Source organism: Cytobacillus solani (assembly GCF_006704205.1).
Taxonomy (GTDB): domain Bacteria; phylum Bacillota; class Bacilli; order Bacillales; family Cytobacillaceae; genus Cytobacillus; species Cytobacillus solani.
In genome coordinates, this window is sequence record NZ_CP041305.1 from 766,475 (window position 1) to 791,298 (window position 24,824).

Annotated in this window: 32 protein-coding genes; 16 read left to right on the forward strand and 16 right to left on the reverse strand. The window is 36.7% G+C overall.

The features are described 5' to 3' along the window. The first annotated feature begins 199 nt into the window (after positions 1-199). The 5 genes from FI644_RS03935 to FI644_RS03955 all read left to right on the forward strand — a co-directional run bounded on the left by FI644_RS03935 (position 200) and on the right by FI644_RS03955 (position 3,321). Positions 200-913 (forward strand): 2OG-Fe(II) oxygenase, encoded by a 714-nt coding sequence (locus tag FI644_RS03935; protein WP_053474653.1) that lies wholly within the window; start codon positions 200-202, stop codon positions 911-913. Positions 914-994: 81 nt separating this feature from the next. Then, on the forward strand, positions 995-1,609 hold the full coding sequence (locus FI644_RS03940) for a bifunctional transcriptional activator/DNA repair enzyme AdaA (RefSeq protein ID WP_053474652.1): 615 nt from the start codon (positions 995-997) through the stop codon (positions 1,607-1,609). Between the two features lies 1 nt (position 1,610). Continuing rightward, positions 1,611-2,144 carry a methylated-DNA--[protein]-cysteine S-methyltransferase gene (locus FI644_RS03945; RefSeq protein WP_053474651.1) on the forward strand — a complete coding sequence of 178 codons (534 nt, stop codon included), beginning with the start codon at positions 1,611-1,613 and terminating at the stop codon, positions 2,142-2,144. 35 nt (positions 2,145-2,179) lie between these two features. Continuing rightward, complete coding sequence (locus FI644_RS03950) at positions 2,180-2,998, forward strand: SPL family radical SAM protein (RefSeq protein WP_142108064.1); 819 nt, start codon at positions 2,180-2,182, stop codon at positions 2,996-2,998. Between the two features lie 20 nt (positions 2,999-3,018). Continuing rightward, complete coding sequence (locus FI644_RS03955) at positions 3,019-3,321, forward strand: Ada metal-binding domain-containing protein (protein ID WP_053474649.1); 303 nt, start codon at positions 3,019-3,021, stop codon at positions 3,319-3,321. A 74-nt stretch (positions 3,322-3,395) separates the two neighbouring features. On the opposite strand, the gene FI644_RS03960 is transcribed toward FI644_RS03955, so the two are convergent. Next, the gene (locus FI644_RS03960) at positions 3,396-4,079 is read right to left on the reverse strand and encodes a DNA alkylation repair protein (protein ID WP_053474648.1); all 684 of its coding nucleotides are present in this window, start codon (positions 4,077-4,079) and stop codon (positions 3,396-3,398) included. A gap of 356 nt (positions 4,080-4,435) precedes the next feature. Here FI644_RS03960 and FI644_RS03965 point away from each other — a divergent pair, with 356 nt between their 5' ends. Together FI644_RS03965 and FI644_RS03970 are read left to right on the forward strand one after the other, a co-directional pair. After that, positions 4,436-5,011 (forward strand): sigma-70 family RNA polymerase sigma factor, encoded by a 576-nt coding sequence (locus tag FI644_RS03965; protein WP_053474647.1) that lies wholly within the window; start codon positions 4,436-4,438, stop codon positions 5,009-5,011. Next, entirely contained in the window at positions 5,001-6,050 is a 1,050-nt protein-coding gene (locus FI644_RS03970; protein ID WP_181758174.1) for a hypothetical protein, read from the forward strand. The genes FI644_RS03965 and FI644_RS03970 overlap by 11 nt, the downstream gene beginning before the upstream one ends. Before the next feature lie 402 nt (positions 6,051-6,452). Here FI644_RS03970 and FI644_RS03975 read toward each other — a convergent pair whose 3' ends face one another. The 5 genes from FI644_RS03975 to FI644_RS03995 form a co-directional block, all read right to left on the reverse strand. After that, positions 6,453-7,202, reverse strand: a complete 750-nt coding sequence (locus tag FI644_RS03975) for an ABC transporter permease (protein WP_053474646.1) — start codon at positions 7,200-7,202, stop codon at positions 6,453-6,455. Continuing rightward, positions 7,203-7,964: an ABC transporter ATP-binding protein gene (locus FI644_RS03980; protein WP_142108065.1), complete on the reverse strand. Its 762-nt coding sequence runs from the start codon at positions 7,962-7,964 to the stop codon at positions 7,203-7,205. 365 nt (positions 7,965-8,329) lie between these two features. Beyond that, positions 8,330-8,683 carry a DUF1048 domain-containing protein gene (locus FI644_RS03985; RefSeq protein ID WP_053474644.1) on the reverse strand — a complete coding sequence of 118 codons (354 nt, stop codon included), beginning with the start codon at positions 8,681-8,683 and terminating at the stop codon, positions 8,330-8,332. A 70-nt stretch (positions 8,684-8,753) separates the two neighbouring features. Further along, positions 8,754-9,074 carry a PadR family transcriptional regulator gene (locus FI644_RS03990; RefSeq protein WP_053474643.1) on the reverse strand — a complete coding sequence of 107 codons (321 nt, stop codon included), beginning with the start codon at positions 9,072-9,074 and terminating at the stop codon, positions 8,754-8,756. 565 nt (positions 9,075-9,639) lie between these two features. Then, positions 9,640-9,825: a hypothetical protein gene (locus FI644_RS03995; protein WP_053474642.1), complete on the reverse strand. Its 186-nt coding sequence runs from the start codon at positions 9,823-9,825 to the stop codon at positions 9,640-9,642. 239 nt (positions 9,826-10,064) lie between these two features. Between FI644_RS03995 and FI644_RS04000 the strand changes: the two genes are divergently transcribed. Beyond that, positions 10,065-10,622 carry a YkoP family protein gene (locus FI644_RS04000; RefSeq protein ID WP_053477440.1) on the forward strand — a complete coding sequence of 186 codons (558 nt, stop codon included), beginning with the start codon at positions 10,065-10,067 and terminating at the stop codon, positions 10,620-10,622. 192 nt (positions 10,623-10,814) lie between these two features. Here the strand turns inward: FI644_RS04000 and FI644_RS04005 are convergent, their stop codons facing one another. Further along, the gene (locus FI644_RS04005) at positions 10,815-11,651 is read right to left on the reverse strand and encodes a metallophosphoesterase (protein ID WP_053474641.1); all 837 of its coding nucleotides are present in this window, start codon (positions 11,649-11,651) and stop codon (positions 10,815-10,817) included. Positions 11,652-11,767: 116 nt separating this feature from the next. Here FI644_RS04005 and FI644_RS04010 point away from each other — a divergent pair, with 116 nt between their 5' ends. The 3 genes from FI644_RS04010 to FI644_RS27470 all read left to right on the forward strand — a co-directional run bounded on the left by FI644_RS04010 (position 11,768) and on the right by FI644_RS27470 (position 14,379). Further along, positions 11,768-12,883: an MGDG synthase family glycosyltransferase gene (locus FI644_RS04010; protein WP_342668462.1), complete on the forward strand. Its 1,116-nt coding sequence runs from the start codon at positions 11,768-11,770 to the stop codon at positions 12,881-12,883. A 303-nt stretch (positions 12,884-13,186) separates the two neighbouring features. After that, on the forward strand, positions 13,187-14,017 hold the full coding sequence (gene tgl / locus FI644_RS04015) for a spore coat transglutaminase TGL (RefSeq protein WP_053474639.1): 831 nt from the start codon (positions 13,187-13,189) through the stop codon (positions 14,015-14,017). Positions 14,018-14,199: 182 nt separating this feature from the next. Next, positions 14,200-14,379 (forward strand): YjcZ family sporulation protein, encoded by a 180-nt coding sequence (locus FI644_RS27470; RefSeq protein ID WP_053477439.1) that lies wholly within the window; start codon positions 14,200-14,202, stop codon positions 14,377-14,379. A 165-nt stretch (positions 14,380-14,544) separates the two neighbouring features. On the opposite strand, the gene FI644_RS04025 is transcribed toward FI644_RS27470, so the two are convergent. Together FI644_RS04025 and FI644_RS04030 are read right to left on the reverse strand one after the other, a co-directional pair. Beyond that, a complete protein-coding gene (locus tag FI644_RS04025) occupies positions 14,545-16,671 on the reverse strand; it encodes a heavy metal translocating P-type ATPase (protein ID WP_053474638.1) in 2,127 nt (708 codons plus the stop codon). Next, complete coding sequence (locus tag FI644_RS04030) at positions 16,649-17,047, reverse strand: ArsR/SmtB family transcription factor (protein ID WP_056682815.1); 399 nt, start codon at positions 17,045-17,047, stop codon at positions 16,649-16,651. Before FI644_RS04030 ends, FI644_RS04025 begins: the two co-directional genes overlap by 23 nt. A 403-nt stretch (positions 17,048-17,450) precedes the next feature. Here FI644_RS04030 and FI644_RS04035 point away from each other — a divergent pair, with 403 nt between their 5' ends. From FI644_RS04035 to FI644_RS04045, 3 genes are read left to right on the forward strand one after another with little or no spacing between them, the layout of a single operon-like run. Further along, positions 17,451-17,645, forward strand: coding sequence for a hypothetical protein (locus tag FI644_RS04035; protein WP_053474636.1), 195 nt, complete (start codon positions 17,451-17,453; stop codon positions 17,643-17,645). A gap of 42 nt (positions 17,646-17,687) precedes the next feature. Further along, positions 17,688-18,374 carry a DsbA family protein gene (locus FI644_RS04040; RefSeq protein WP_056682812.1) on the forward strand — a complete coding sequence of 229 codons (687 nt, stop codon included), beginning with the start codon at positions 17,688-17,690 and terminating at the stop codon, positions 18,372-18,374. Next, positions 18,371-18,799, forward strand: a complete 429-nt coding sequence (locus FI644_RS04045; protein ID WP_056682809.1) for a disulfide oxidoreductase — start codon at positions 18,371-18,373, stop codon at positions 18,797-18,799. Before FI644_RS04040 ends, FI644_RS04045 begins: the two co-directional genes overlap by 4 nt. Positions 18,800-18,986: 187 nt before the next feature. Here the strand turns inward: FI644_RS04045 and FI644_RS04050 are convergent, their stop codons facing one another. The 3 genes from FI644_RS04050 to FI644_RS04060 form a co-directional block, all read right to left on the reverse strand. Beyond that, positions 18,987-19,160, reverse strand: a complete 174-nt coding sequence (locus FI644_RS04050) for a hypothetical protein (protein ID WP_246067018.1) — start codon at positions 19,158-19,160, stop codon at positions 18,987-18,989. A 293-nt stretch (positions 19,161-19,453) separates the two neighbouring features. After that, positions 19,454-19,891 carry a YhfM domain-containing protein gene (locus tag FI644_RS04055; RefSeq protein WP_056682804.1) on the reverse strand — a complete coding sequence of 146 codons (438 nt, stop codon included), beginning with the start codon at positions 19,889-19,891 and terminating at the stop codon, positions 19,454-19,456. Positions 19,892-19,944: 53 nt separating this feature from the next. Then, the gene (locus FI644_RS04060) at positions 19,945-20,187 is read right to left on the reverse strand and encodes a DUF2691 family protein (RefSeq protein ID WP_142108066.1); all 243 of its coding nucleotides are present in this window, start codon (positions 20,185-20,187) and stop codon (positions 19,945-19,947) included. A gap of 227 nt (positions 20,188-20,414) precedes the next feature. On the opposite strand from FI644_RS04060, the gene FI644_RS04065 reads away from it, so the two are divergent. Then, positions 20,415-20,909: a DUF2691 family protein gene (locus FI644_RS04065; RefSeq protein WP_181758175.1), complete on the forward strand. Its 495-nt coding sequence runs from the start codon at positions 20,415-20,417 to the stop codon at positions 20,907-20,909. 159 nt (positions 20,910-21,068) lie between these two features. On the opposite strand, the gene FI644_RS04070 is transcribed toward FI644_RS04065, so the two are convergent. From FI644_RS04070 to FI644_RS04085, 4 genes are all read right to left on the reverse strand, one after another. Beyond that, positions 21,069-21,638 carry a hypothetical protein gene (locus FI644_RS04070; protein ID WP_053474632.1) on the reverse strand — a complete coding sequence of 190 codons (570 nt, stop codon included), beginning with the start codon at positions 21,636-21,638 and terminating at the stop codon, positions 21,069-21,071. Positions 21,639-21,693: 55 nt separating this feature from the next. Then, on the reverse strand, positions 21,694-22,203 hold the full coding sequence (locus FI644_RS04075; RefSeq protein ID WP_142108068.1) for a DUF3916 domain-containing protein: 510 nt from the start codon (positions 22,201-22,203) through the stop codon (positions 21,694-21,696). Between the two features lie 140 nt (positions 22,204-22,343). Beyond that, the gene (locus FI644_RS04080; RefSeq protein WP_053474630.1) at positions 22,344-22,733 is read right to left on the reverse strand and encodes a DUF5071 domain-containing protein; all 390 of its coding nucleotides are present in this window, start codon (positions 22,731-22,733) and stop codon (positions 22,344-22,346) included. A gap of 116 nt (positions 22,734-22,849) precedes the next feature. Further along, complete coding sequence (locus tag FI644_RS04085) at positions 22,850-23,905, reverse strand: DUF1835 domain-containing protein (protein ID WP_082620621.1); 1,056 nt, start codon at positions 23,903-23,905, stop codon at positions 22,850-22,852. A gap of 139 nt (positions 23,906-24,044) precedes the next feature. Here FI644_RS04085 and FI644_RS04090 point away from each other — a divergent pair, with 139 nt between their 5' ends. Beyond that, positions 24,045-24,794, forward strand: a complete 750-nt coding sequence (locus tag FI644_RS04090) for an AAA family ATPase (protein ID WP_053474629.1) — start codon at positions 24,045-24,047, stop codon at positions 24,792-24,794. Positions 24,795-24,824 lie beyond the last annotated feature (30 nt).

Consider the following 24,824-nt stretch of genomic DNA (forward strand, 5'->3'; position numbering starts at 1 on the left):
GCAACATATCCAAATAATAACCCTACTCCAGCTCCTAAACTAAAAATAATTAGAAGCAAAAAGGATACTAATGGAGTTTTACTTTACCACATAATCATCTTGATTCATTTCGTTATCTTGCTATTACATTCTAATAGTCTTATTTTTTCAAATGTATGAGGTTATATTGTTAGGTATCATGATTAAAGGAGAAATGAAAATGTTTCAGGATATACAAGCGAGAATAAAAAGCCTAAATTGGGAATCCATTCAAAACGAATTAGATGAGCAAGGATTTGCAAAACTTCCAGCAATTTTAACAAAAGAGGAATGCGACTACTTCATAGAACTCTATAGTGAAGAAGGGTCATACAGAACCACCATCAATATGACTAGATATCGATTTGGGAATGGAGAATATAAATATTTTTCATATCCATTACCTGAAGCAATCCAAAGGTTAAGAGAATCTTTTTATCCAGAGCTGTCCAAAACCGCAAATAGATGGTTGGGTTACTTGAAGAAACCTGCACAATTTCCAGATAACCTTCAAGAGTTTCTAAAAAGTTGTGAAGAATACGAGCAAACAAGACCAACACCTTTAATTCTAAAATATGAAAAAGGTGGATTTAATTGCTTGCACCAAGATTTATATGGAGACGTATTTTTCCCGTTTCAAGTAGTATTTGTATTAAATCAAAGAGATAAAGATTATACGGGCGGTGAATCCCTATTAGTGGAACAGATTCCACGCGCTCAGAGCAGGGCGCATGTCATTACGTTGGAACAAGGTGGCGCGCTGATTTTCCCTACTAACCATAGACCTTCTCTAGGCAAAAAAGGATATTACAAGAATACAGTTCGTCACGGAGTAAGTACGGTTACTACTGGAGAAAGATACGGTCTTGGAATTATTTTTCATGATTCTAAATAAATTTCACTATCTTGCTATTTTATCCTTTGTCTAATACGTACTGAATTTACAGAGTGTATAATGTAAGGAGAGGTGAGGTAAATGACGGACAGTGCCAATAGTGGATTTCAAGAGAACCATGATAATGGGATGATGACAGATAAAAAATGGCAAGCAATTATTAACAATGATGCCTCGTATAATAATCAATTTTTCTATGCTGTAAAGACCACAGGGATCTTCTGTAAACCGTCATGCAAATCTCGCGTTCCGAAAAAGGAAAACGTGCGTATTTTTCAAAACGCCGAACAAGCTCTCCAAGCAAATTTCCGCCCTTGTAAACGTTGCAAGCCTACTAATGAGAAGTTGCCTGATAGTGAGTGGGTTGCTCTTATCACTGAATACATTGATAAAACTTTCATTGAAAAACTAACACTAGAAACATTAGCGGATATAGCTCACGGAAGTCCCTATCATTTGCATCGAACGTTTAAAAAGATTACAGGCATCACGCCAGTTGAGTATATACAACAAGTTAGAATAAACGCAGCTAAAGATTACCTGATTCAAACAAATATAGCGATTGCGGATATCTCCATATGTGTAGGAATGCCTAACACGCCCTATTTTATTACTCTATTTAGAAAGAAAACCGGACATACACCAGCACAATATCGTGAATTACATCGGTCAATGAAAAAAACGGAGGAAATTTAATATGAGATCAGAGAATAAACCAACACTTTATTGTTCTTTGCTAAATTATAAAGATTGGAATTTTTATATCGCTTCGACATCCAAGGGGCTAGTGTTTGTTGGTTCACAGAACAAACCATTCGAGGAATTGTCTGAATGGGCTATGAAACGCTTTCCGGGAAGTCCTCTTGTTGAAGATGGTGAAATGCTCAAACCTTATGTGGATGAACTCACCCAGTATCTCGGAGGAAAACGCCAAACCTTTACCATCCCCTTTGATTACAATGGAACAGTCTTCCAGTTGGCAGTTTGGAATGCACTTCGTGAGATCCCATATGGAGAGAAAAAGACTTATTCTGACATCGCAAACTATATTAACAAGCCAACAGCAGTTCGTGCTGTCGGTGCAGCCATCGGAGCGAATCCAGTATTAATCACTGTTCCCTGTCATCGTGTAGTAGGAAAAAATGGAGCGTTAACAGGCTATCGTGGCGGGTTAGAAATGAAGACAAAGCTTTTAGATTTGGAAAGACAGGAGTCATCTAGCAATAAGTAAAATTCTTGTACAATGATTGGAAGCGAGGTTTCCCCATGAAAAGCGAATTGTTCTACAAAAAACCAAAAACCATTTTAAATAAAGGAACAGGCTTTCTTTCGGGATATACTCATTCACTGAATCCTTATACGGGCTGTTCTTTTGGGTGTTCCTATTGTTATGTACGCCAAATGCCTGTATCTCTTTTTCGAGAAGGGGAATGGGGAAATTGGGTTGACGTGAAAATCGGAGCAGCGGCTATACTCGCTAAAGAACTTCAAAGAGCAAAAGCAAAAGGGAAAGTGACGATATTTATGTCGTCAAGCACGGATCCCTATCAACCCATCGAACAGAAAGAAAAAGTCACTCGTTCGTTATTACAGGTGATAGTAGATGACCCACCAGACTTCTTATTAGTGCAGACGAGAAGCCCGCTTGTCAGTCGAGATATCGATTTGCTACAGCACTTAAAAGACAGAGTACGGGTAAGTATAACCCTTGAGACGGACTCGGAAACGATTCGTAAACATTTTACTCCAGAGGCCCCCCCTATTCAGGCACGCTTTAAGGCATTGCAAAAATTAGCAGATGCAGGAATTCCAACCCAAGTTGCAATAGCCCCCGTATTGCCGAGTGGAGAATATTTTCCTGATAAATTGAAACCATTCGTCAATCGAATATGTATTGATGACTATTTTATGGGCGATGGCAGTGGAGGAAAACGCACAAAAAAACTAGAAATGGAAAAAAAATACGCGGAACTTGGCTTAGAAGAATGGTATGGACCACAAGCCTATAAAAAAGTATATAAGAGGTTTTTAGGTATATTTTCGAAAAACCAGATATATGTTAGTCAGTCAGGGTTCGAACCGTAAAGATAACAGGAAGTGATTGCATGTGTAAAAATGATGAAGAAAGTACTGTTAATAGAAATAGCAAAACGACATTCACCTTGTTAGGTTCCGATATGCGTCCCTATCAGAGTGATACATCAGGTGTTTTTGGCGGTAATCGACAAAGCAAATTGTACGGAAGATTAGATTGTCCCTCAGCACTTCGAGCCATAGCAAAAGGTGGATATATAAAACACCGTGTATTTTTCCCCGATGAACAAACGGCGATCTCGGCAGGTTTCAGGCCGTGTGCCGTTTGTTTACCTGAAAAATATGCAGCGTGGAAGAAAAAGTTTTTGAAATGATACAAAGACTTAAAACTTCATGAACCTACATATTTTTCAAGCTACTTTAATTTCATTAACTCAATCTTCGATTCCTACTTCCTTTTCATACTGCGAATGAGAGTTTTCGTTTCCTGATCCACACGATTAGACTCCGAAATTTTTTGTATAGCTTTATTATACGTAAAATCATCGAGCATGTTGTTTCTCAAATATTCCATTGTCGTATCAGGAAATTTCACATAACAGATAGAGACAGCCCAAGCTACCGCCATTTTGGCATAAACCCCATCATGCTTTGCACGATTCAGGAGGATTAACACCCTGTCGATATATTCAGTCTCAATATAGAAGTCTAGGAGCATGACCACTCCAAATCGTATCTCATATTCTTTCTTGGAAGACAAATATGGTTGTAAAAACGTCCATACACGCTCCTTATTTTCCTTTGTAAATTTAAGACCTGTACAAAAGCTATCACACACCGACCAATTATCAATTTTTGGCACCAACGAAGCCACATAAGAAAGAATTTCTTCAATATCCGTCTTAACATAACCAATGACCATGCCTTGCAGCATGATTTCCTCAAAATATTTATCTTCTGCAGTTGCAAGGTAAGTGCGCCAGTCCCCCTTTGCAATTTTTTTAGCTAGTTTACGAAGCTCTGGCAGCCGGACACCTAAAACATTATTTATGTTAGGGATGAGAGCTGCTGAAAACTTTTGATAATCTGGATCAATAAGTTCAAAGATTTGTTCTCTAATTGTATTTTCCATTGGATCCACCTATTTTCCTTATATCTAACAGTTTCACTATAACTGATTACCTTTTGAAAAAGTAAGAAAATGAATGTAAAAGCAAGATATCGAAAGTGTATGGGGCGATGCAATTCTTCAATAGAGATATAATCTTATACAAAAGACCTTTTTTCAATTCGGCACATCTCTCAAAATTCAGTCGCTTCTTTCTTTAGTTTTGAATACGATTCTAATTTACCTATGATGTGTCGTGTTTTCCGGACCGATAGCCTCTTGAACTCAACCATTTGAAAAAAAATAAGAAAAAAACCGAACCATTTTCTGATAGAGAGACAATATAGTGTGTAAGCCGCTTACTCAGGAGGGCCCTCTGAATGCAAAGTGAATATATGTACCAATTACTCACAAAAATGAAAGATGGTGATCAACAGGCGTTTCATACGATATATGATGCCACCTATCAGGATGTCTACCGGACAGTCTGCTTTATGGTGGATCACCAGCAGGATCGAGAAGATATCATGAATGAGATCTATATGCAAATGTGGACCTCACTTGCTAACTATGATACGAACCGTCCTTTCCACTTTTGGCTACACGGATTGGTAATCCGTCAAGTGCAGAGATTTCGGGTCAAGAGCTGGCGGAGATTCCGAATTTTCGAACGCATCCGTGGCTTCTCTCAGGAAGAATCTCATTGGGATCAACCTATGGTGTTGACGGATGGGACAAACCAACTGATATCGCAAGCAATCCAAAAACTGACCGATAAACAACGAGCGGTAATTATCCTCCGCTTTTTTCACGACTACACTCTTGAAGAAATCGCGACATTGCTCGATATTCCGCTGGGTACGGTCAAGTCCAGATATCATGCGGGACTCCAGTCGCTTCGAAAAAATAAATGGATTCTCCCCTCGGAAAGGATGGAAAAGATCAATGACTATTGAACGCAAAATCCGTGAACATCTGCACAAACAGGCAGAAACGATGGAGTGCCCTACGGCCATTTCCAAACGAATAGAACAATCCTATTCTCAATATTTGCAACAAAAAAGGAGCGAAAAAACCATGAAAAAACGATTAATAGGTGGAATAGCTGCTGCTGCAATTTTGATTCCAACCGCTGGATTTGCGGCCCCTCCCCTGATTGAAATGCTTACAAGAACACCAATGACTGCTGAACAAGTCAAGGTGGATGAGGTTGGCGAAGCAACACTTAAAAAGCTGTATAGCGCATTTCCCGAAACAAAATCATTTGAGATTATCGATGCAAGCTACGTTCAAGGTGTCCAAACAAGCATCATACTGCAGGAAAAAGGAGGAACCGGCAAAAAAATTACCCTTCATACAAACGGGATTACGGGTGAGATTGAACACGTGAATCAAGAGAATTGGGAGCCTAAGGAGAAGCCACTCATTACTTTAACTGATCAGGAGATCAAGGCGAAAGTAGATGTTCTCATTGATAAAATGTATGGCAACATCGAAGAGTACGAGTTTGATATGGAGCAAATGGAGAACCCGGATCAAAAAACGTTTATGTTGAATTACATCAAAAAGGGAGAAAAAACACCGTTCTACCAGGTATTTGTTCAGGGCAATTCAATTAGTGCTTCTCTTATCGGAGGTGAGACTGCACCTTCAAACATTCAAGTAGAAGGTTTCTTCTCATTAAATGGCAAGCCTGATTATACTGCTGATGCCTTTATAAACGATGAAAAACTCTTTTCTTTACTAAAAATGAACCCGACAGAATTAAAACAAGAATTAGCCAAAGGGAAATCTGTTGTCGAGATTGCAGCATCTAATAATGTCTCTAAACAACAAGTGATTGATGTAATTGCAAAAACACAGGTTGAAAGACAAATGCAAGCTGAACAAAATGGAGAGATTCCTAAAAATAACCAATCAAATGAACAATTAATAAAAGCGATAGAACCGAAAGTATTACAAGTTATTGAACACAAAACTGAAACACCATGGTAGAAAAAACAAGTCAATGTAAATGAGGTTTGCTAAACATCGCTTGAGAAGCTGTATTCTTTTTTTCTTCTTGGGTAGCATCAGGGATATGAGGATTTATATCAATAAGGAGTTACAATAAATAAAACCCAATTTCTCAGTGTAAAAATTGAGAAATTGGGCTTTATTCTTTACTCAATAATTACGATCTTAAGTTGAACAAGGCCGATTCTAAATAACAGCATTTTTTTGCCAAATTCAGCTATAAAGATGTGAAGAAAATAACTATATAAACTTCAATGAATTTGAAGGTTTCCATGATTTCGTCGATGGTTGCCCCGGCATTTAAGCAGCCTTCTAAGTGAATAGCAAATGCATTTATCGCAGTTGCTGACTATTGATTCCGCTAATCCCATAATAGTATAGTCACCCTAACTGGCGTTTAAATACTTTACTGGCAAAGAAGTAAGCGATGACCATGATACCTACGCACCAGGCAAGTGCGATCCAGATATCGTTGCCAACTGATCCTTTATACAAGAGGGCGCGAATCGCATTCACGATTGAAGTCACGGGCTGGTTCTCAGCGAACGCACGGACAATTTTAGGCATGGTTTCGGTAGGGACAAAGGCCGAACTAATAAACGGCAGGAAAATCAGCGGGTACGAGTAGGCTGTCGCCCCTTCCATAGACCTCGCAGTCAATCCGGGAATGACTGCCAGCCATGTGAGCGCCATCGTAAACAGTCCGAGTATCCCAGCTACGGCGAGCCAATCCAGGATATCAGCGCTGGAACGGAAGCCCATCAAGAAAGCGACGAGGAAAACCACCACGACAGTAAGCGCATTGGAAACAAGCGAAGTCATCACGTGAGCCCACAATACCGACGAGCGCTTGATAGGCATGGTAATGAAACGCGCCATCAAACCGCTCTTTACATCATTAAACAGACGCAGTGAAGTGTAAGCGATGCCTGATGCAATAGCCATCAGCAAGATTCCCGGTAATAAATAATTGACATAGTTGTCCGTTCCTGTCTCTATGGCGCCGCCAAATACGTAGACAAACAGCAGCATCATCATAATCGGTGTAATCGCCACCGTGATAATCGTATCCGGACTGCGCATGATGTTGCGCATTAAACGCCCTAGTAATACTCCTGTTTTGCTTTTCATTTACATTTCCTCCTTTTTGCCGATGATCGCAAGGAAAATTTCCTCCAATATCGGCTGCTTCTCGATGTACTCCACTTTTGCTGGCGGGAACATCTCTTTGAGTTCAGAAAGGGTACCGGTCGTGATGATTTTTCCGCTATGGAGGATGGCGATACGGTCCGCCAGTTGTTCGGCTTCCTCCAGGTACTGGGTCGTCAGCAAGATGGTCGTGCCGCTGCTGGCAAGCTCCTTGACGGTATTCCAGACTTCAATCCGCGCTTCGGGGTCAAGACCTGTCGTCGGTTCGTCGAGAAAAATGACTGCTGGCGTCCCGATTAGGCTCATGGCGATGTCAAGCCGGCGCTTCATCCCGCCGGAATAGGTGTCCGCCCGGCGGTTGGCCGCGTCACGCAGGCTGAATCTTGCAAGCAGATTATCGGCGACCCCGGCGGGATTGGAAGCTCCCCGCAACTTGGCGATCATCAAAAGGTTTTCCCTTCCTGTGAGCATGCCATCTAAAGCTGCGAACTGTCCTGTCAGACTGATGCTCTGGCGAACATGATCCGGTTGACGCTGGACGTCAAAGCCGCAAATACCTACTTCGCCGCCATCAGCCTTCATCAACGTCGAGAGAATGTTGACCGTCGTCGTTTTGCCCGCTCCATTTGAGCCTAGCAATGCGAAAATTTCGCCACGCCTCACCTCAAAATCCACCCCCTTTAAGACTTCCTTGTCTTTAAATGATTTTTTTAACCCTTTTACAGAAATCACTGCATGGTTCATCCTTTTTCCTCCTTATAAAAAGTGCTTGCGAAGCTAAATTGTATACTCTCTTCTATTTAGTCTGACTGATAATCTGTATAACTTAGTACTAAGGTAAAAATTTAACTGAATAGCAATGGTGGCAATTCACATTTATAACCAGCTATTCAGAGTCCGTGTTTACGAAGTTTTGTCTTATAAGCGAGCGGGTTGCTTGCGTTCAGACAAAGCGGAGTAATTATCCGGTCGAGTGCCTTGCGGAGCTAGATTGTATACTCTTCCTCTATTCAGTAAGACTGATAATCCGTACAACTTATTACTAGGTTGAAAATATAACTGAATAGCAAATGTGCAATTCACATTTGTAACCAGCTATTCAGTCTGTATTATTTATTGAATTTATCTTTTCCCAATCGCTTCATGATACTCTGATTCAAATCTTCACGATACTTGGCAACATAGGTTTTAGCGTTTGCCACTAGTTCGTCGGCAAAGGATGCCACGTCGTCCCCAGTGATTTCCAGCACTTGTCTGCCATCCGCCGCACCGGCTTCGAACAACTCGATTAATTCATATTGCATCTGCAGCATATCCATCCCGTTGCCCGCTGTGAAATTCCACATGTAGTTTTGAATTTTCTTAAATACAAACTGGTAGTCCTCTGGCAAGGCATCAACCCGTGCCATCATCATCTTGTATTCTTTTTTATCACCAATCATTTTTTTGAACATTTCCATCATGTTATTTTCCTCCTTTTTTATAATGCTGAACAAGTCACTCCAAAAATATCGGATGGAATATCTTATGAAGCTAGATTGACTTCAAGACGTTGATTTTTGAAGATACAAAGTCCCATTTTTTCCAAAACAATTCAAGTTCCTGTCGACCCTCCTCATTAAGTGAGTAAAACTTACGGGGCGGCCCCATATCTGATGGTTTTTTTTCTATGTTCACCAGCTTTTTCTTTTCTAATCGCACGAGGATGGTGTAGACCGTCCCTTCCACGACTTCGGTAAACCCAAGCTCGTTAAGAAGGCGGGTAATCTCGTAGCCATAGGTTTCATGGCGGCTGATGATTTCCAGTACGCAGCCTTCAAGTGAGCCCTTCAGCATTTCAGTTAAATTTTCCATGTTAGGAACCTCCTCTATTTCGTCTGACTTATATTCGGTATAACTTAGTACTGAGGGAAATTTTACTTAATAGCTTTTCGCTATTAAGTGTCGCTCATTACACATACATCGTAACACTGAGTAGTAAGGATGTCAACAATATTTTTTGAAAATATATTGCAGCATCACTATTCAGTGGTGTTAGTATTAAGTATAACTTACTACAAGTATACTGTAACACGCAGTAGATTGAATGTCAACTGGATTTTCTAAATATTTTTAATATCCTAACTTACAAAAAATATATTAAGTCTCTTTTTGATCTAAAAATTATATTTTTACTATAACCAAAATTAGTTTTTTTATTTTTATGGAGTTTGCTTCTTCTCTTGAGTCACCACTGCAAAAAGGCAATTGGTGCAGTCCGTAGAGACCAATATTAAAGCCCTCTATAGCTCAAATTGGAGTTATAGAGGGCTTTAACTCTTTATTCTTCACTTCGAATGAACCACGATATATACCGAAACGCGGGTACGATGGTACGAGAGATCGGAGTTAAAATCTTCTCTGCCTACTCGATTTGTTTTTATTGTAACTGAGTATTTGCAGGAGATTGATTATTTTGGTTATTTGCACCTTGTCCGCCACTCATATTTGATAGCTGGGGTATCATATTTTGCAGTTGGCCTCCCCTGCCGGTCATCATACTATATGCAGCAGCTCCGATTCCAATGGATGCAATAATTGGCAGTATTTGAATATTATTTCTCATATATAGTCACCTCTGCCTGATTGGTTTGCTCGATGAGCATTAATAGAATTTGTTAATTCCTATTAGAAATTTCATGTATTTCTTGGAGTAAACGGCAGTAACATTCATGAATAAAACCATTAATTTTTTTTAGATTGACATAGTAAAAAATCTTCCCTACATTAAATTTCCACTAATAATATTTCTGTTGAGATAAAAAATATGATAGATCAAACTAATGAAGGCGAGGCTTGGAAAAGTTGAGAGGCTATGTTCTTTCCATATGGAGTATTATTGACCCCCTTTATATTTTTTTTACAAGGCTTACATACCTTCATAATAAATCAGGGGAAACCCAAATTTTAAGAGTGAGATTAACAAAATATAAAGGGAGACCCATTGTTCTTTCAGATGGTACGAAAATTAATAAAGGAGACATATTAGTTAAAATTCATCTCCACAATATTCGACTCTTGAAAGAAATAAGCTTGATAAAAAGCGAGGTAAAAAAAGCAAAAATTATTTACCGCTATGTTTTTACTTCTTTACCAGGAGTAGAGCAGTTTATCCGAAATAATCAGCATGCAAAGGATATTAAAGGAATTATTGGAATCACACTTTTAAACAAAGGATGTGAGCGTTTAGGGTTTGAAGTAATCGAGCCCTCTAACCGATTATATATTTGGTTTAAATGGTTCGCTTTTTTGCCAATAGAGATTCTTTCAAATCAGCATTCCATTGTACATGACCTAAAACACCGTAAACCAAAATATTTATTTATGTCAACGAAAAAGTTAGTAAGCCTATATAAAAAATAGGCTTTGTCATACCTGGCTGAAAACTGCTTCCCGGTGACGAATAACCAAACTTCCCCCATATGCTTCACAGTGGGCTTGTCAGGTTCGTTTTTTTGAAAGAAGTATTATTGATTACTGCTCGAAAATCAGATAAATTTTCCACCTAACACAAAGAAAATAAAAAAAAGCTGCAATTATGAACAGCTTTAAACATTAAATAGCTTTGGATCTTTCTTCTTGAGCTATATTTAAGGAAAATTCATGTAAAGTAATTTCAGGACGGCTGCCAACGCGTATATTTACACCTGTTTGACCAAGCCCCTCGCTTATATAATATGGTTTTCCATCCTGACTATGAAATCCTTTAGTAATATTCATTCTTGGAAGTTTTCCCATCTTCACAAGATGAAAGGCTTTAGGATAACAAATTTGTCCACCATGGAAATGACCAGCAAGCAAATAATCAAAATGATAATCCTTCATATGAAGGACAATGTTTGGATCATGGGTTAATACAAGGTTTGTTCCATCATTAATACCATTATAGGAAGCGTTAAGATTGCTACGATTCGTACTAAAATCATCAATACCAATAATATTAACGGGATTCCCATTTACAACTATTAAATCATTTTCATTTTTAAGGACTTTACAATTATGTTCTTCAAGCATATCAATTAATGTTTGTAGGTGCCGGTCTTTAAGGACATAGTCATGGTTGCCGAGTACCGCATAAATTCCGTATTTAACCTTTAGTTTATTTAAAACCTGTAAATATGGGACGAGCCTCGGGATTGTTCGTTTTCTATCAAGAAAATCACCAGTAATTGCAATTAAATCGATCTGTTCGTTTTTTAACCTATCATAAAGCTCATCGGGAGAAATGGATATATTTTCAAGATGGAGATCGGATAACTGTAATATATTTAAGACCGGACCAGGTCCGTTTATTGTTACTTTATTAAAAACAATATCTTTCGTATTTTTATATGCCTTGAAAAAAAGATAAATAAGAGTCAGCACAAAAGCTGTAAACAGAATGATCTTCATATTATCACTCCTTCCTTAGAACATTATACACGAAAAAATAAGCCATTTTTACAAGCAATAGCTGGTATTCATGCCAAGGAAAAAATAACTAATGAAGAGTTAAATGGGGGTTCATGATGAAGAAATCTATTCTTTTTTTACCTTTTTTACAAATACCTTCTGGCCATCATCATGCTGCTAATGCGTTAATTGAGGGAATTCAACAGATCAATCCAACTATACACTGTGAAAAGGTAGACATCCTTACGTATAGCTATGGAAAAATGGAAGCAATTGTTTCTAAAGTGTATTTGAATTGGATTCATGCCTTCCCGCAAATTTATAATAAGATCTATCAATTTTCAGTTTATAGAAGAATAGAGGATAATAAGCGCTATCAAATATACGAATGGCTATTCCTTCCATTTATGAAAAAACTTATTGAGGAAAAGCAACCCGATTTAATCATATGCACCCATTCTTTACCTGCCTATATGCTGAACTTATTAAAGACTAATAATGAACTTAAGATTCCCGTTATTAATGTGTATACCGATTATTTTATTCACAGTTTTTGGGGAGTCGAGCATATTGATTATCATTTTGTATCTTCCATTGCAATGAAGGAGTTTCTCATAAAAAAAGGAATTCAAAAGGAACGGATTTTTATTACCGGTATACCTATCAATCCTAAAATTTCGAAACAAATTAGAAATAAAGGGCATTTAAAGAAATCTAAATATTCTATATTAGTATCTGGGGGGAACCTTGGGATAGGGGCAATTGAGTGTCTATTTAATACAATTTCCGATACAAAATATGAACAGCAGCTACAATTTTATGTGCTGTGCGGCAAAAACTTAAAATTGTATAAAAAATTAAAAAAACTGAATAATGATTATCTAATTCCTTTTACATATATTGCATGCAGGGAGCAAATGAACCAGCTGTATAATCAAATGGATGCCATCATTACAAAACCTGGCGGGGTGACGATAAGTGAAAGCCTATTTAAAAGAATCCCTATTTTCGTTGTTTATGCTTTACCTGGTCAAGAGGAGATTAATCTTATGCAGTTAAAAGATTTAGGACTAGTATTCCATATAGAAAAAGCTGAAATAGTCGATCAGCTGATTGCAAAGCTGAATGATGAAAATACTCTTCAAGTCTATCAAGCACAAGTAGATCGTTTTCATTCACATCTAGATCAGCAAGAGCCTTCAGAAATTATTATGGAATATATTTTGTCATAGGACGAAGAATACAAAATTAAACCCCTTAAAAGGAATACTGGTTTTATTGTTGTTTTTGTTAATCTAAGTAATAGCTTTTTATCATTAATTGCTAGCAATACGAGGGGACTGTATCCACTAAGGAACTTATTAGCAAAATTTTATTGGGGTATCTTCAGCACTTTTAGGAATAACTACGATTGTAATAGCCACGATATTCAGCGCTTACCTTTAACCCTCATTAAAAGTTAACATGATTAATAAAAATGAGAATACTATAGATATGAATGGCAGATGAAAAACGATACAGGAATGGGGGATTGTATGATCCAAATATCAGGGTTCCCGTTTCAGCCGAATGAAGATTGGCAGCTAGGAAGTATTGAGAAAACCATTATTCAACAGATGGAGAATGCTCCCGATTTTTATTCTTATAATTTCGTGGATGAATTATTGTTTGAACTTAAAGTGCGCAAGAACATTATCCAAAGCGCGAACGAAATGAACAAAAGTCAAGCAGAGTTTACAATCTTTGAATATGCCCGCTGCAATCCAAGATTCTGGCAATTAACAAGGGCAGGTGGGTTCCTTTTGAGACCCGATGTGCAGCCAGCCGATGCTATACTGGATATTTATCGGAACAGTTCACTCTATGCATTTGAATGTGCAACTGCTATTCCAATCATCTATTACCATGCCATATTGAATAGTATTGGCAGTACTTTATTTAATTCACTGTTTCGAAATCTATATATTTACAGCTGGCATACAGATACAGACCTAGGTATCATCACCTTCTATTCCAATCATTTTTTACCCGGAGATGTCGTCTACGTTAATAATCCCGAATTTAATCGAAAAACACCACAGTTCAGAGGTGTTAATGCTGTTCTCCTTAATGATGGAAGATTGTTTGGACATGGATTTAATATTAGAACATCAGAAGAAATGATTCAAATACTTAATGAAAAAAGAGAACCGGGCAGTCATCAATCAGCCTATATAACAAAATTGGTTACAAGGCCATCTTTTAAATATTTATTCAGAGTGGCAAGCTGGTACAGTAATGGTAGAGCATACAAAATACATCGTCCGATCGTGCACCATAACAAAAGTTCCATTTCCTATGTTCACTATCTTTATTACTTAATGTAATTTCTTGTAATTTCTTGTAATTTCTCAAACCATGACATTTACCCATTTTTTTATAGACGGGCTCAAAACCCACCTCCGAGAGTATTATATAGAGAAATTCCTTACTCGAAGGGAAGTGTGATTAGATAATGTATTCAAACCTTAACGCCCCACCGACTCTTGGTGCAAATGTTCCTCCAAATATTGCTCCAAATGTTGCTCCATTCCCGACCTATACAGCTCCTTCTTATGGTTGTGGATATTCAGCTCCTGTTTATAGTTATGAATGCCCTAGTTATGGGAACGATTTTATCTTAATTGTAGTATTGTTTATTTTACTCATCATTGTAGGTGCAGCTTTTTGCGACTTTAGCAAGTGCTAACTTTAAGAGCGCAATTCTTTTTCAGGAATTGCGCCCGATCTGTTGAAAATAATTGTGAAACTAACCCCATTGTTTGTTTAATAAAGCACTATCATCTTTAATTCTTGCACCCATATGAAGACATTCTTTGTTATTTTTTAAGTTTCTTGATACTAAGATATTCCTTTATTCTTTAACCCTCAACAAACGCAATGAATTTAGCACAACAATTAGTGTAGCACCCATGTCTGCAAAGATAGCCATCCATAAGGTTAGCCATCCTGGAACAATTAAGATTAATGCCAATAATTTGAGCCCAAGGGCGAATATAATATTTTCCTTAATAATTCTTAATGCTCTGCGGCTTAACTGGATCGTATAAGGAAGTTTGTTTAAATCATCTGCCATTAATGCAATGTCGGCTGTTTCGATCGCAGTATCGGTCCCAGCTCCTCCCATTGCTATCCCTACAGTTGCAGTCGCTAAGGCTGGTGCATCATTTACCCCATCCCCGACCATTGCCACTTTCCCATATTGTTCTCTTAATGATTTAATGGTTTCTAATTTATCTTGAGGCAATAAATCGGCCTTTACCTCACTTAATCCTACTTGTTTTGCTATTGCTTGACCTGTCGCTTGATTATCACCAGTCAACATTACGGTCTTTTGAATACCAATATCAAGCAATTTTTGAATCACTTTTGAACTGCTGTCTCGTACTTGGTCGGCAACAGCTACCATACCGATGATATCTTGATCTGTGCCTACTAGCATGACGGTTTTACCTTGTATTTGCAATGCTTTTATTTCATCTTCGATGGAAGTGGGAAGATGATTCATCTCCTTAAATAAATTCGGACTCCCAATATAGTACAAATTGCTATTTACTATTGCTTTTGCTCCTTTTCCTGTAATGGATTTGAAATCTTCTGCTTTATAATCATTTAAGGAAATTCCTTTTTCTTCGCCTTTGCGAATAATCGCCGAAGCTAAAGGATGCTGTGAGAATGTCTCAATGGCCATAGAGATTCCTAATAGTTCATCCTCTTCATGTCCTTTTAATACTTTAATATCAGTCACTTCTGGTGTTCCTTTAGTTAATGTGCCGGTTTTATCAAAAGCAATTACTTTTAAACGACCTGCCTCTTCTAAATGAATACCACCTTTGATTAATACCCCTTTTTTCGCTGCATTTCCAATGGCTGTGACAATTGCAACTGGAGTAGAAATGACCAATGCACATGGACAACCGACAACTAAGACAGCAAGCCCGCGATAAATCCATTCGGACCAATCTCCACCAATAAATAATGGAGGAATAACGGCTATTAATAAAGCAATGAACATAATCGCAGGAGTATAGTATTTGGCGAATTTATCTACAAATGCTTGAGAAGGTGCGCGTTCTGCCTGTGCTTCTTCAACTAAGTAGATTATTTTGGAAATCGTTGTATCTTCCACTCGTTTTGTGACTTTTACTTCTAATGATCCTTCTTCATTTAATGTTCCAGCAAATACTTCATCACCAATTGTTTTTAATATAGGGATGGATTCACCTGTAATGGCTGCTTGATTAATGGAAGATTGCCCCTTTATTACTTCTCCATCCATTGCCAGCTTTTGCCCTGGTTTAATAATTAATATATCTTCTAATTCAATGTCTTCTACATCCAATTCCATTTCTTGATTACCACGTCTAATCAAGGCGGTTTTTGGAGCAATATCCATAAGAGAGCGAATGGATTCACGTGCTTTATCCATCGAATAGCTTTCTAAAGCTTCACTTAATGCAAATAAGAAAACGACAACTGCCCCTTCACTCCACTCTCCTATAATGGCAGCGCCAATAATCGCGATTGTCATTAATGTCTTCATATCAAATTGAAGCTTTGTGAGGTTCTTTAACCCCACTTTAAAAAGGTCAAATCCACCGATTAAGATAGATAAAGCAAAGATAAAGATTGTTGCCAAGTGGTCTTCTCCCAATGAGTACATGGAGGCATATCCAAAGATTAAGAAGATAAGTGAAGCAATTGTATTTTTATTTTCGGCTTTCTTCCAGAAAGGGATTTTTTCTTCTTTTACTCTTTGATTCTCCGGAAGCACTTTAATTCCATCAAAAGCCCCGGCTTCTTCTAATTGTTCAATCGTTGCTTCTCCGATAACTGTTAATTTTGAAGCGCCAAAATTTAGTTGTACATCGTTTACTGTTTGAATCTCACGAATATTCTTTTCAAATTTCGCTGCACAGTTTGTACAGGAAAGACCTTGTAAACGGTATATTTCTTTATTATTTTCTAGTGCTTTCCCCATTACTTCCACCCTCTTTAGAATGAATTAATGCGATCGATACTAATTGATGAACATGATCATCAGCTAGTGAATAAAAGACAAGCTTTCCTTCTTTACGGTGCTTGGCTAAACCCAAATCACGTAATAAACGTAAATGATGGCTTGCTGTTGCAGTTGAAGATCCGATAATATTTGCAACGTCACAAACACATAACTCATTTTCTATTGTTAGAGCATAAGCAATTTTAATTCGAGTAGAATCAGACAATGCTTTAAACAATAGCTCTACACCATTTACTTCATCTACTCTCTTTTGAATTCTGTTGACTTTTTCTTCATCAAAGCAAAATGTATCACACGTGTCATGTGTGTTGGACTTTAAATATTGTTGAGTCATTTTAACACCTCATTCAAACGTCCGTTTGATTAATAATTAATATTAGTTTATGTTAGAGTCTTAAAAATGTCAAAAATATATTCAAATATTCGTTTGAATATATTTTTTATTTTGTTAAAATAAGAACTGAAAAATATTTGAAGGTAAGCATGATAAGAAAATTATTTGTCTTTACATTTATTTTCTTCTGTATTTTTACTAGTAGTACCTTTGCTCACACTGGATTAAAAAGAATATACGGATTCTTGGATGCTATCATATGGACAAGCTTTATTGGTTAAGCATTTGCTGATTATCCCTTTATTAATGTTTGCATTCAGTCATCAATGATTGGTTTATTAGAAAGAAATTAACAAAAGACATTCACTTTAATCCTAAACCATGGGCAAAAGTAGAGAGTATCATGATTCTTACTATTTTTTCAGTAACAGCAGCACTTGGGCAAGCTGCACCTCCTCATGATATTGTGACTACTCTAAAAACCGTTGGAGCATCTAAATTATTCACTTTTATGTATCAATGGAACTTCCAGCCAGAAATGACAGTTCCATTCGGGTTAAAAATTAAAAGCTTGGCTTTTGGCACGATTTTAATATAAAAAATTGTCGTATAAATAGAACAAAATAAGGGAGAAGAGAAAATGACTAATAAAGGTAATTCTTCATTTAAATTTGTAGTGATCATCACTCTGCTAATTTTTGTAGCCTTGGCTGCATTTGTTATGTTAAAGAATAAAAATACGGAAACAAATAATGATATAAGCTATGATAAACAACCTTCCATTGAAGGACAGCCAACATTAGGAGAACCGGATGCTCCTGTTACAGTTGTTGAATTTGGGGATTTTAAATGCCCAGCATGTAAAGCATGGAGTGAGCAATATTTTCCACAGTTAATGAAAGACTATGTTGATAAAGGTGACGTCAAATTTTCGTATGTTAACGTACTATTTCACGGTGAAGAGTCAAAGTTAGGTTCTTTAGCTGCAGAAGCGATCTATAAACAAAGTCCAGAAAGTTTTTGGGTTTTTAATAAGGAGCTTTTCAAAGCACAGCCCAATGCTGACCACGATTCTATTTGGATTACGATGGATAAAATTAATGAAATTGCTGGTTCTATTCCTGGCATTAACCTAGAACAGTTACAGAAAGATATGCAGGATCAATCAGTGCTTGACGAAGTAAATAAAGATGCAAAGCTAGTAGAAGAATTTAAGGTTCAGTTAACTCCGAGTATTATGGTAAATGGTACTATGCTTGAAGATCCGTTTGATTACGAAAAGATTAAGGAATTGATAGACCAAGCATTAAAAGGTAAAGACAAATGATAAATAAAAATCAAATATATTTATATGTGTCTTGGCTAGCATCTATTATTGCGACACTTGGAAGTCTTTATTTTAGTGAAATCAGAGGTTTTATTCCATGTGAATTCTGCTGGTACCAACGAATCCTTATGTACCCCTTAGTATTAATACTTGGAATTGGAACATTCCAAAATGACTTTTCAGTGAAAAAGTTTGTATTACCAATGGCACTTATTGGCTGGTGTATTTCCTTTTATCATTACCTACTACAAAAGGTACCTGGTTTAGCTGAAATAAAGCCATGTGCTAATGGTGTTCCTTGTAGTGCACAGTATATTAATTGGCTTGGGTTTATAACCATTCCCTTTTTAGCTCTAATGGCATTTTCTATTATAATAATTCTGATGTTTTTATTAAAAAAGCCATCTGAAGGTATGAGTAAATAATTTTTTCTAAATTAACTACTAGGTACAGAAACTGAATAATGATTACTAATAGAACAATAAATAAAACGGCAGTTCACTGTGAACTGCCGTTTTATTTATTGTTTTTATTTTAAGAATGAGCTTTACTCTACAAAATTAAATTCTGCTTTGGGCATAGTATACATGTCCCTAGCTGTCACATGAGCAATTACAAAGTATTTCCCTGTCTCATTAAAGGTTTCTTTAATGTAATGATTCCCTGTGTAACATTTGCCTGCAACTCTACTTCTTTATTGATCATAATTTCTGAAGGTAATTCAACTTTTACCTCAATTAGTTCAGGCAGTTCACTTTCTTTGCTACAACCCGATTTGAATTTCATTATTTCCAAAATAATTTACTTCGTTAAATGGCTCTTATCCCAAAAACAGAGCGCCAATCCTTATGCAAGAATGGTGCCCTTTAATTGAATAACCAAAACATAATCTCAGTCCAAAAATTTCTTAATTCCTTTTTCATTATTGAATCATTTTATACAGTTATTGGTGTTTTAACTTAAATTATTTCCCCACAAAACATTTAAAACCAAAATATATAGCGTGAAAATAAAAAAATGAGTTAACACAGTTAACCCTTTCTTTTTTAATACTCCTATTGTCTGGAAAGCTATTGAGTTCATTCTTCGGAAAGTATCAGCTTTCTTAACTTCTCTGTCATTTGCGGAGAAGTAAGATAAACAGAGTCATCAGTAATATACATAAACGTACTCTTTTCATTTTCTTTCCCTAGCCATAAATGAATGCCATGTGTTGGCAATTCCCCTTCGTTTGATTCGTATTCCACCATTACATCGTACTCAGGTTCAGATATATCCGCCTTCCCTGGCTGCTTACTAGCAGTTGTTATGGCCTTTTCAAAAATATCTAAGGATTTCTTATCTTTGAAGGACAAAATAATATCTTCATTCATCCCTCCGAATCCCTCTGATTCTGAAATTTTAACCTCTGAAATTTTTTCATCTAAAAGAACCATTGTTTCAGCTTGCTGTGTTTGACAAGCTGCCATAATAATTGCAGCACATATAATTGATAATATTGAAAATATAGCTTTCATGTTGCTACACCACTTTCTTTTTTGTTCACTATTAGATATTTCGTAGCCCTTCTTTACCAAACAGATAATCTTGTTCTTGTGTCATGATCATCAGTGATGTATTGAATATTCTCAAAACCAAGTGACTTTGCATTTTGATACAACGATTCAATATCTTCTTTTTCTTTACAATAAATTGTTACATAGGCACTATCGACAATTAAAAGCACCAATTGGCATTTACTGTTTACAAACTCCTCATATGTCTCAACATTTCTTAAACTTTCTCCACTTGGAAATGCCTTTAAATTTGCCATCACACTCCTTGGGAATGGCTTAGCCCATAAGAGTCCCCCAAGAGAAAATTAGACAATTACAGGCAAAGCCTGATGGCAAGAAATAGAACAAGAAGTTTCAAGTGCAGCACCTCATGTAAGTGATTTTCCTTTATTATATAGCAGTATTCTTTGGAAATCTTGAGGGAAGATCAGAAATGGGGGTTTCTTTATGATTCCAGTTGAGTTTGATGAAAGAAGTGATAATTATGAAGAGAGGAATCAGTTTTGAGATACCAAATAAATATGGAAATTTCCTTGGGAAGATATTAAAACCTATTGAGATGTCCAAATTAAATTGGCATGTTGAGAATGTAGAGTCCTATTTGGTTGTGAAAGACCAATTAGCAGACGAACTTTTTCCACAACAATTAAACGGAATGGCTGGAATGGGTCTTAGAGATTATTTGGAGAATAATACATATTATTTAATATTTGCTGATGTGAAACCGCATCAAAAAAATCGTAGTCGTTCATATTATCGACATCATCGAAACAGAGTCATTCAACGCAAAATAAAGATTGCCAAACAATTAGAATGGCAATCCCGCTTCACAGGATATTTTGCAAAAGGAAAAGTACATTGTTCATGCTGGATGTGTACTCAGAAAACAAATAGAAATGGATATCCTCATTCGCAAATCATGCAACTGGAACGCTTAGAAAGTCTACTATGTGATTATTTTAATGAAGGAGAGTTTTAATCCTTAAACTGGGCAGGGTGATATTTCTCCCTGCTGCTCCTTTATTATCAATAAGCTAACATTTATAACTGGACCATCATCCGTTTATACCTCGATAAAAATTAATCCTTAAAACTAATTGTCCTATAATAAAACTTTAAAAATTGTAAACAAAGAAGTTTAGACAATTGTATTTTGAGATAAAAATAGTTGATACATTAAACATTCTTCATCAATAGATTTTGCAATTTCAAACGCATCTTGCTGATTTTTTTTATTGTTAATGATCTCGTACATAAATCTAATCACAAACATTAACGATGAATTCCCATCAATATAATCGTCTGGTGCTATGTAAGAATGACAGCCACATTCAAGGAATGCATTTGCTAATTTTTCTTCTCCTAACGTACATCCATTTGCAATGATTTTTATATTTTTTAAATTTGTATATCGCTTTACATCATGAAAGTCAAAAAACTCTCCTCTTGGTTCATCAGGCTCATAGACTTCTTCTCCCAATTCTGGCATACACAATCTTCCCTCATCTCCATGAAATGCCAAGATTAAATAATCACACCTTTTATCCAGCTCTTCACCAGATAAGACATCAATTAAATCATTAGGTCTCCCAATCCAATGTACTGTAACCTTTGCTCCAAAATATTCAAGTGTTGAACGCATAGCAAATACCTCCATATCACAATTAGGTCCAACAACTAATGTAATATATAACTCTGGTCTACTCACTTTATCTCACTCCTTGCTTCAAAAAGTTTTTTTACCTATGAACATAACTTTTCACCTAATCTAATTCCCCCACAAACCAAATTTCATTTTCAAACAGTTGCCCATCTTCATCCGTTATTTCTTCTCTTATTCCTAAACAGCTCATACCATGAGGAATTGATAGATCCCATTCACTTGCAATGTTCCTTTCAATGGATAAAGGGATCCACTTTTGGTAATCCTCATTTCTTTCAAAAAAACCTTTAAAATGGCTGTCTCCAGAAAAAACGATGATTTGGCTATTCCATAAATCAGGTAAATCAATTGCCACAACCATCCTAAAACTCTGGTTAGATTGAGGTTTTATTCTCTTTAAATGCTCTGCTCTATCTAGCAATGTCTGTATACATAGGCGTTTTATCGCTTTAGGGGATTTATTTGAAGTGATAGAATCTTGTGCAACTGGTAAATGAAGATGCCAGTATCCATTATAAAATTCAGAAGGGAAATTCATCGTTTCCTGTTCCATTCTGTTTACCATACTTTTCGTTTTACGTTTCAGTCCTCGGATTTTTTTGTCAGACATATTCCGTTCTCCCTATGTTTCTAATAAATCTCAATATAAGTGATATTTTTCTTTTACTAACTATATTAGGAGGTTCATCCTCCTTGTAGTAATAAAAGCCTGTTATACCGTTGAGAAGCATGAACCTCACCTCTCCTTACTCATTCAATCGTCCGTAAAATCTCCATCGCTGTTTCATCAAGCTCTTCTAATTTTTCCCCAGCTGTTGGTCTTTCAACAAGTCTAATTAATTCACTCTTTAAATCCAGCCTTACAACTTCAGGCAATCCTTTGATTAAAATTTCTAGACACCAATACTTCCACACATCATCATGTGTGGCTAAAACCTCTTTAATAAGCGGAACTATATCATTCGGGAATGTTAATAGCAGCTCTGCGACCTCATTGGCAATCGGCCCATTCATATCCTGAATCCATTCCATTAGACCTGGCAGCAAAGGCAAGAGTTCTGTTCGATCCATTTTCTTTAAGTTGTACACGCTATCAAAATCACGCTTATTCTTTGGCAGGAAATCAGCGTAATGATTCATTTTGCCCCCCATATTTTCATGCAATGATGCCTAGCCCACTCCACATAATCTGATGACTGTACTGTATCTGAATATTTCTTGTAAGACAATTCTAAAAGTTCTATTTCTATTCCCCCTCACAGTGGGAACCGTACACTATAATACCGCATCGCTTTCAAATTCCCTTCCATCTCAAAAACGCCTTTTTCTATTAGCTTTCTTAGACGATATTCGAAAAATTCATCCCCCATATATTGGTCTAAATGCCCGATCACTTCTCCTATTAATCTTGCAGATTTCATAAACTCTTCATGTTCTTTTACGCGTTCTCGCTCTATCTGAAGTTTTTTTGCCATATTGATCATATACTGGTCATAGTAGTCCTCACTGACACTCTTTATCTTTTCATTTTGCCAAACTCGCAAGGTTTCCTCAGTTTCCGCAAGATCTATCCACTCATCTTCAAGTGCCTTTCTTTCATCTTTTGACATAGATGCACTTGATTTACTTTCTTCGTAAATAACTTGTAATTTTTCTGGGATGATTTCTCCTGTCTTTATAGCTATGTATTCGATATCAGGCCGATTAAATTTTTCCGCAGCCATCTTGGTTGAATTAATCACTTTAATGTCATTTATTTTAATCTTTAATAAGTGAAGAACATATCGGAGTCCCGTTTGTTCATGGGAATTTTCAGCCACCCATATGGTTATCGGCACATCCTCTGGAATAGAAATTATTTGATTAATCGTCTCATAGAATTTCTTTTGATAATCTCGAAAATCGTCATTTTCATCATTCATAACCTTTTGCATAAAGCCAAATCTTGCTTCCTGTCCTGCCTTTTCATGTAACCTCCAGATTGGACCAACCGAGAACATGTCCCAAAAGGAAATGACCTTTTCTTCTTTAGATACACCCATTTCCTTTAAAGCATATTTTAAAGACCCTGCCGGGGAATCACCGAAAAGAATATGGATCATTTGAAAATTCCCCTCTTGACTCATTTCCGCCCTTTCTCTTGATCTATCGAAAACCATATCATATATATTTTCAATATCACTTACAAACTCTTTCTCCGAATACTCTGTTTCTCTCAAAAGATTCATTCTTAGAAGGACGTGAAAGAGCAGTGATTTCGCTTCCTCTTCTGGCAGCTCCTTGATCGCTTTTTTCAACTTATCTATTTCCATATGCTGTACCTCCTGAATATACCCAATTAATTTAAATCTATCGGTAAAATTAATCTATTAATAATCATTCTATGTTATTATTTGGTATTAAGAAAGTCATTTGTAAAATACTTCAAAATAAATACAGAGGTGATGTTTTGTGGAGGAAAATCATTATATAAGAGGCTTAAAACTAAAACGTGACAGCATCGCTTCTTTTAACAACTATCCCTTTCATTTGCCAAGCATAAAGACATTAGATGAACTATCCTTTCATCCAAATGTAACCTATTTCGTCGGCGAAAATGGGATGGGCAAATCGACCTTATTAGAAGCGATTGCGATTGCAGCTGGATTTAATCCAGAAGGAGGTTCCTTTCATTTTAACTTTACTACCTTTAATTCTCACTCCCCGCTGGAAAAACATATTAAGCTGATCAAAGGAATCGAAAGGCCCCAGGATGGATTTTTCCTTCGTGCAGAGACCTTTTATAATGTGGCAACAAACATAGAGGAATTAGACAGGGAACCAGCACCAGGACAAAAAATTATTGATTCATTCGGAGGAGTATCACTGCATGAGCAGTCACATGGAGAGTCCTTTTGGGCAACATTTGTGAATCGTTTTCGCGGAAACGGCATTTATCTATTAGATGAACCAGAGGCTGCCTTATCCCCTCTAAGACAGCTATCCATGTTAGCCCACATGGATGAATTAGTCCATCAAAATTCACAATTTATTATTGCTACCCATTCTCCAATCATCATGTCCTATCCAAATGCTAAAATTATCGAACTTACAGAGGAAGGGGCAAAAGAATCATCGCTTGAAGAAACAAATCATTATAGCATTATGAAACAATTTTTTGATAACAGAGACAGATTGCTGCATCATTTATTAAAACAATAACATCCCATTCAGCCAGGCATTTTCTACATT

Coding starts and splice junctions, on each gene's coding strand:
- FI644_RS03995 (WP_053474642.1), bottom strand. CDS start 9,825: ATGAGAAATAATATTCAAATACTGCCAATTATTGCATCCATTGGAATC.
- FI644_RS03940 (WP_053474652.1), top strand. CDS start 995: ATGACGGACAGTGCCAATAGTGGATTTCAAGAGAACCATGATAATGGG.
- FI644_RS03970 (WP_181758174.1), top strand. CDS start 5,001: ATGACTATTGAACGCAAAATCCGTGAACATCTGCACAAACAGGCAGAA.
- FI644_RS04040 (WP_056682812.1), top strand. CDS start 17,688: ATGACTAATAAAGGTAATTCTTCATTTAAATTTGTAGTGATCATCACT.
- FI644_RS03990 (WP_053474643.1), bottom strand. CDS start 9,074: ATGGAAAATTTAACTGAAATGCTGAAGGGCTCACTTGAAGGCTGCGTA.
- FI644_RS04045 (WP_056682809.1), top strand. CDS start 18,371: ATGATAAATAAAAATCAAATATATTTATATGTGTCTTGGCTAGCATCT.
- FI644_RS04085 (WP_082620621.1), bottom strand. CDS start 23,905: ATGGAAATAGATAAGTTGAAAAAAGCGATCAAGGAGCTGCCAGAAGAG.
- FI644_RS04065 (WP_181758175.1), top strand. CDS start 20,415: ATGAAGAGAGGAATCAGTTTTGAGATACCAAATAAATATGGAAATTTC.
- FI644_RS03965 (WP_053474647.1), top strand. CDS start 4,436: ATGCAAAGTGAATATATGTACCAATTACTCACAAAAATGAAAGATGGT.
- FI644_RS03985 (WP_053474644.1), bottom strand. CDS start 8,683: ATGATGGAAATGTTCAAAAAAATGATTGGTGATAAAAAAGAATACAAG.
- FI644_RS04050 (WP_246067018.1), bottom strand. CDS start 19,160: ATGAAATTCAAATCGGGTTGTAGCAAAGAAAGTGAACTGCCTGAACTA.
- FI644_RS04005 (WP_053474641.1), bottom strand. CDS start 11,651: ATGAAGATCATTCTGTTTACAGCTTTTGTGCTGACTCTTATTTATCTT.
- FI644_RS03980 (WP_142108065.1), bottom strand. CDS start 7,964: ATGAACCATGCAGTGATTTCTGTAAAAGGGTTAAAAAAATCATTTAAA.
- FI644_RS04010 (WP_342668462.1), top strand. CDS start 11,768: ATGAAGAAATCTATTCTTTTTTTACCTTTTTTACAAATACCTTCTGGC.
- FI644_RS04025 (WP_053474638.1), bottom strand. CDS start 16,671: ATGGGGAAAGCACTAGAAAATAATAAAGAAATATACCGTTTACAAGGT.
- FI644_RS04055 (WP_056682804.1), bottom strand. CDS start 19,891: ATGAAAGCTATATTTTCAATATTATCAATTATATGTGCTGCAATTATT.
- FI644_RS03950 (WP_142108064.1), top strand. CDS start 2,180: ATGAAAAGCGAATTGTTCTACAAAAAACCAAAAACCATTTTAAATAAA.
- FI644_RS04030 (WP_056682815.1), bottom strand. CDS start 17,047: ATGACTCAACAATATTTAAAGTCCAACACACATGACACGTGTGATACA.
- FI644_RS04080 (WP_053474630.1), bottom strand. CDS start 22,733: ATGAATCATTACGCTGATTTCCTGCCAAAGAATAAGCGTGATTTTGAT.
- FI644_RS04060 (WP_142108066.1), bottom strand. CDS start 20,187: ATGGCAAATTTAAAGGCATTTCCAAGTGGAGAAAGTTTAAGAAATGTT.
- FI644_RS03945 (WP_053474651.1), top strand. CDS start 1,611: ATGAGATCAGAGAATAAACCAACACTTTATTGTTCTTTGCTAAATTAT.
- FI644_RS04075 (WP_142108068.1), bottom strand. CDS start 22,203: ATGTCTGACAAAAAAATCCGAGGACTGAAACGTAAAACGAAAAGTATG.
- FI644_RS03955 (WP_053474649.1), top strand. CDS start 3,019: ATGTGTAAAAATGATGAAGAAAGTACTGTTAATAGAAATAGCAAAACG.
- FI644_RS04035 (WP_053474636.1), top strand. CDS start 17,451: ATGATTCTTACTATTTTTTCAGTAACAGCAGCACTTGGGCAAGCTGCA.
- tgl (WP_053474639.1), top strand. CDS start 13,187: ATGATCCAAATATCAGGGTTCCCGTTTCAGCCGAATGAAGATTGGCAG.
- FI644_RS03935 (WP_053474653.1), top strand. CDS start 200: ATGTTTCAGGATATACAAGCGAGAATAAAAAGCCTAAATTGGGAATCC.
- FI644_RS03960 (WP_053474648.1), bottom strand. CDS start 4,079: ATGGAAAATACAATTAGAGAACAAATCTTTGAACTTATTGATCCAGAT.
- FI644_RS03975 (WP_053474646.1), bottom strand. CDS start 7,202: ATGAAAAGCAAAACAGGAGTATTACTAGGGCGTTTAATGCGCAACATC.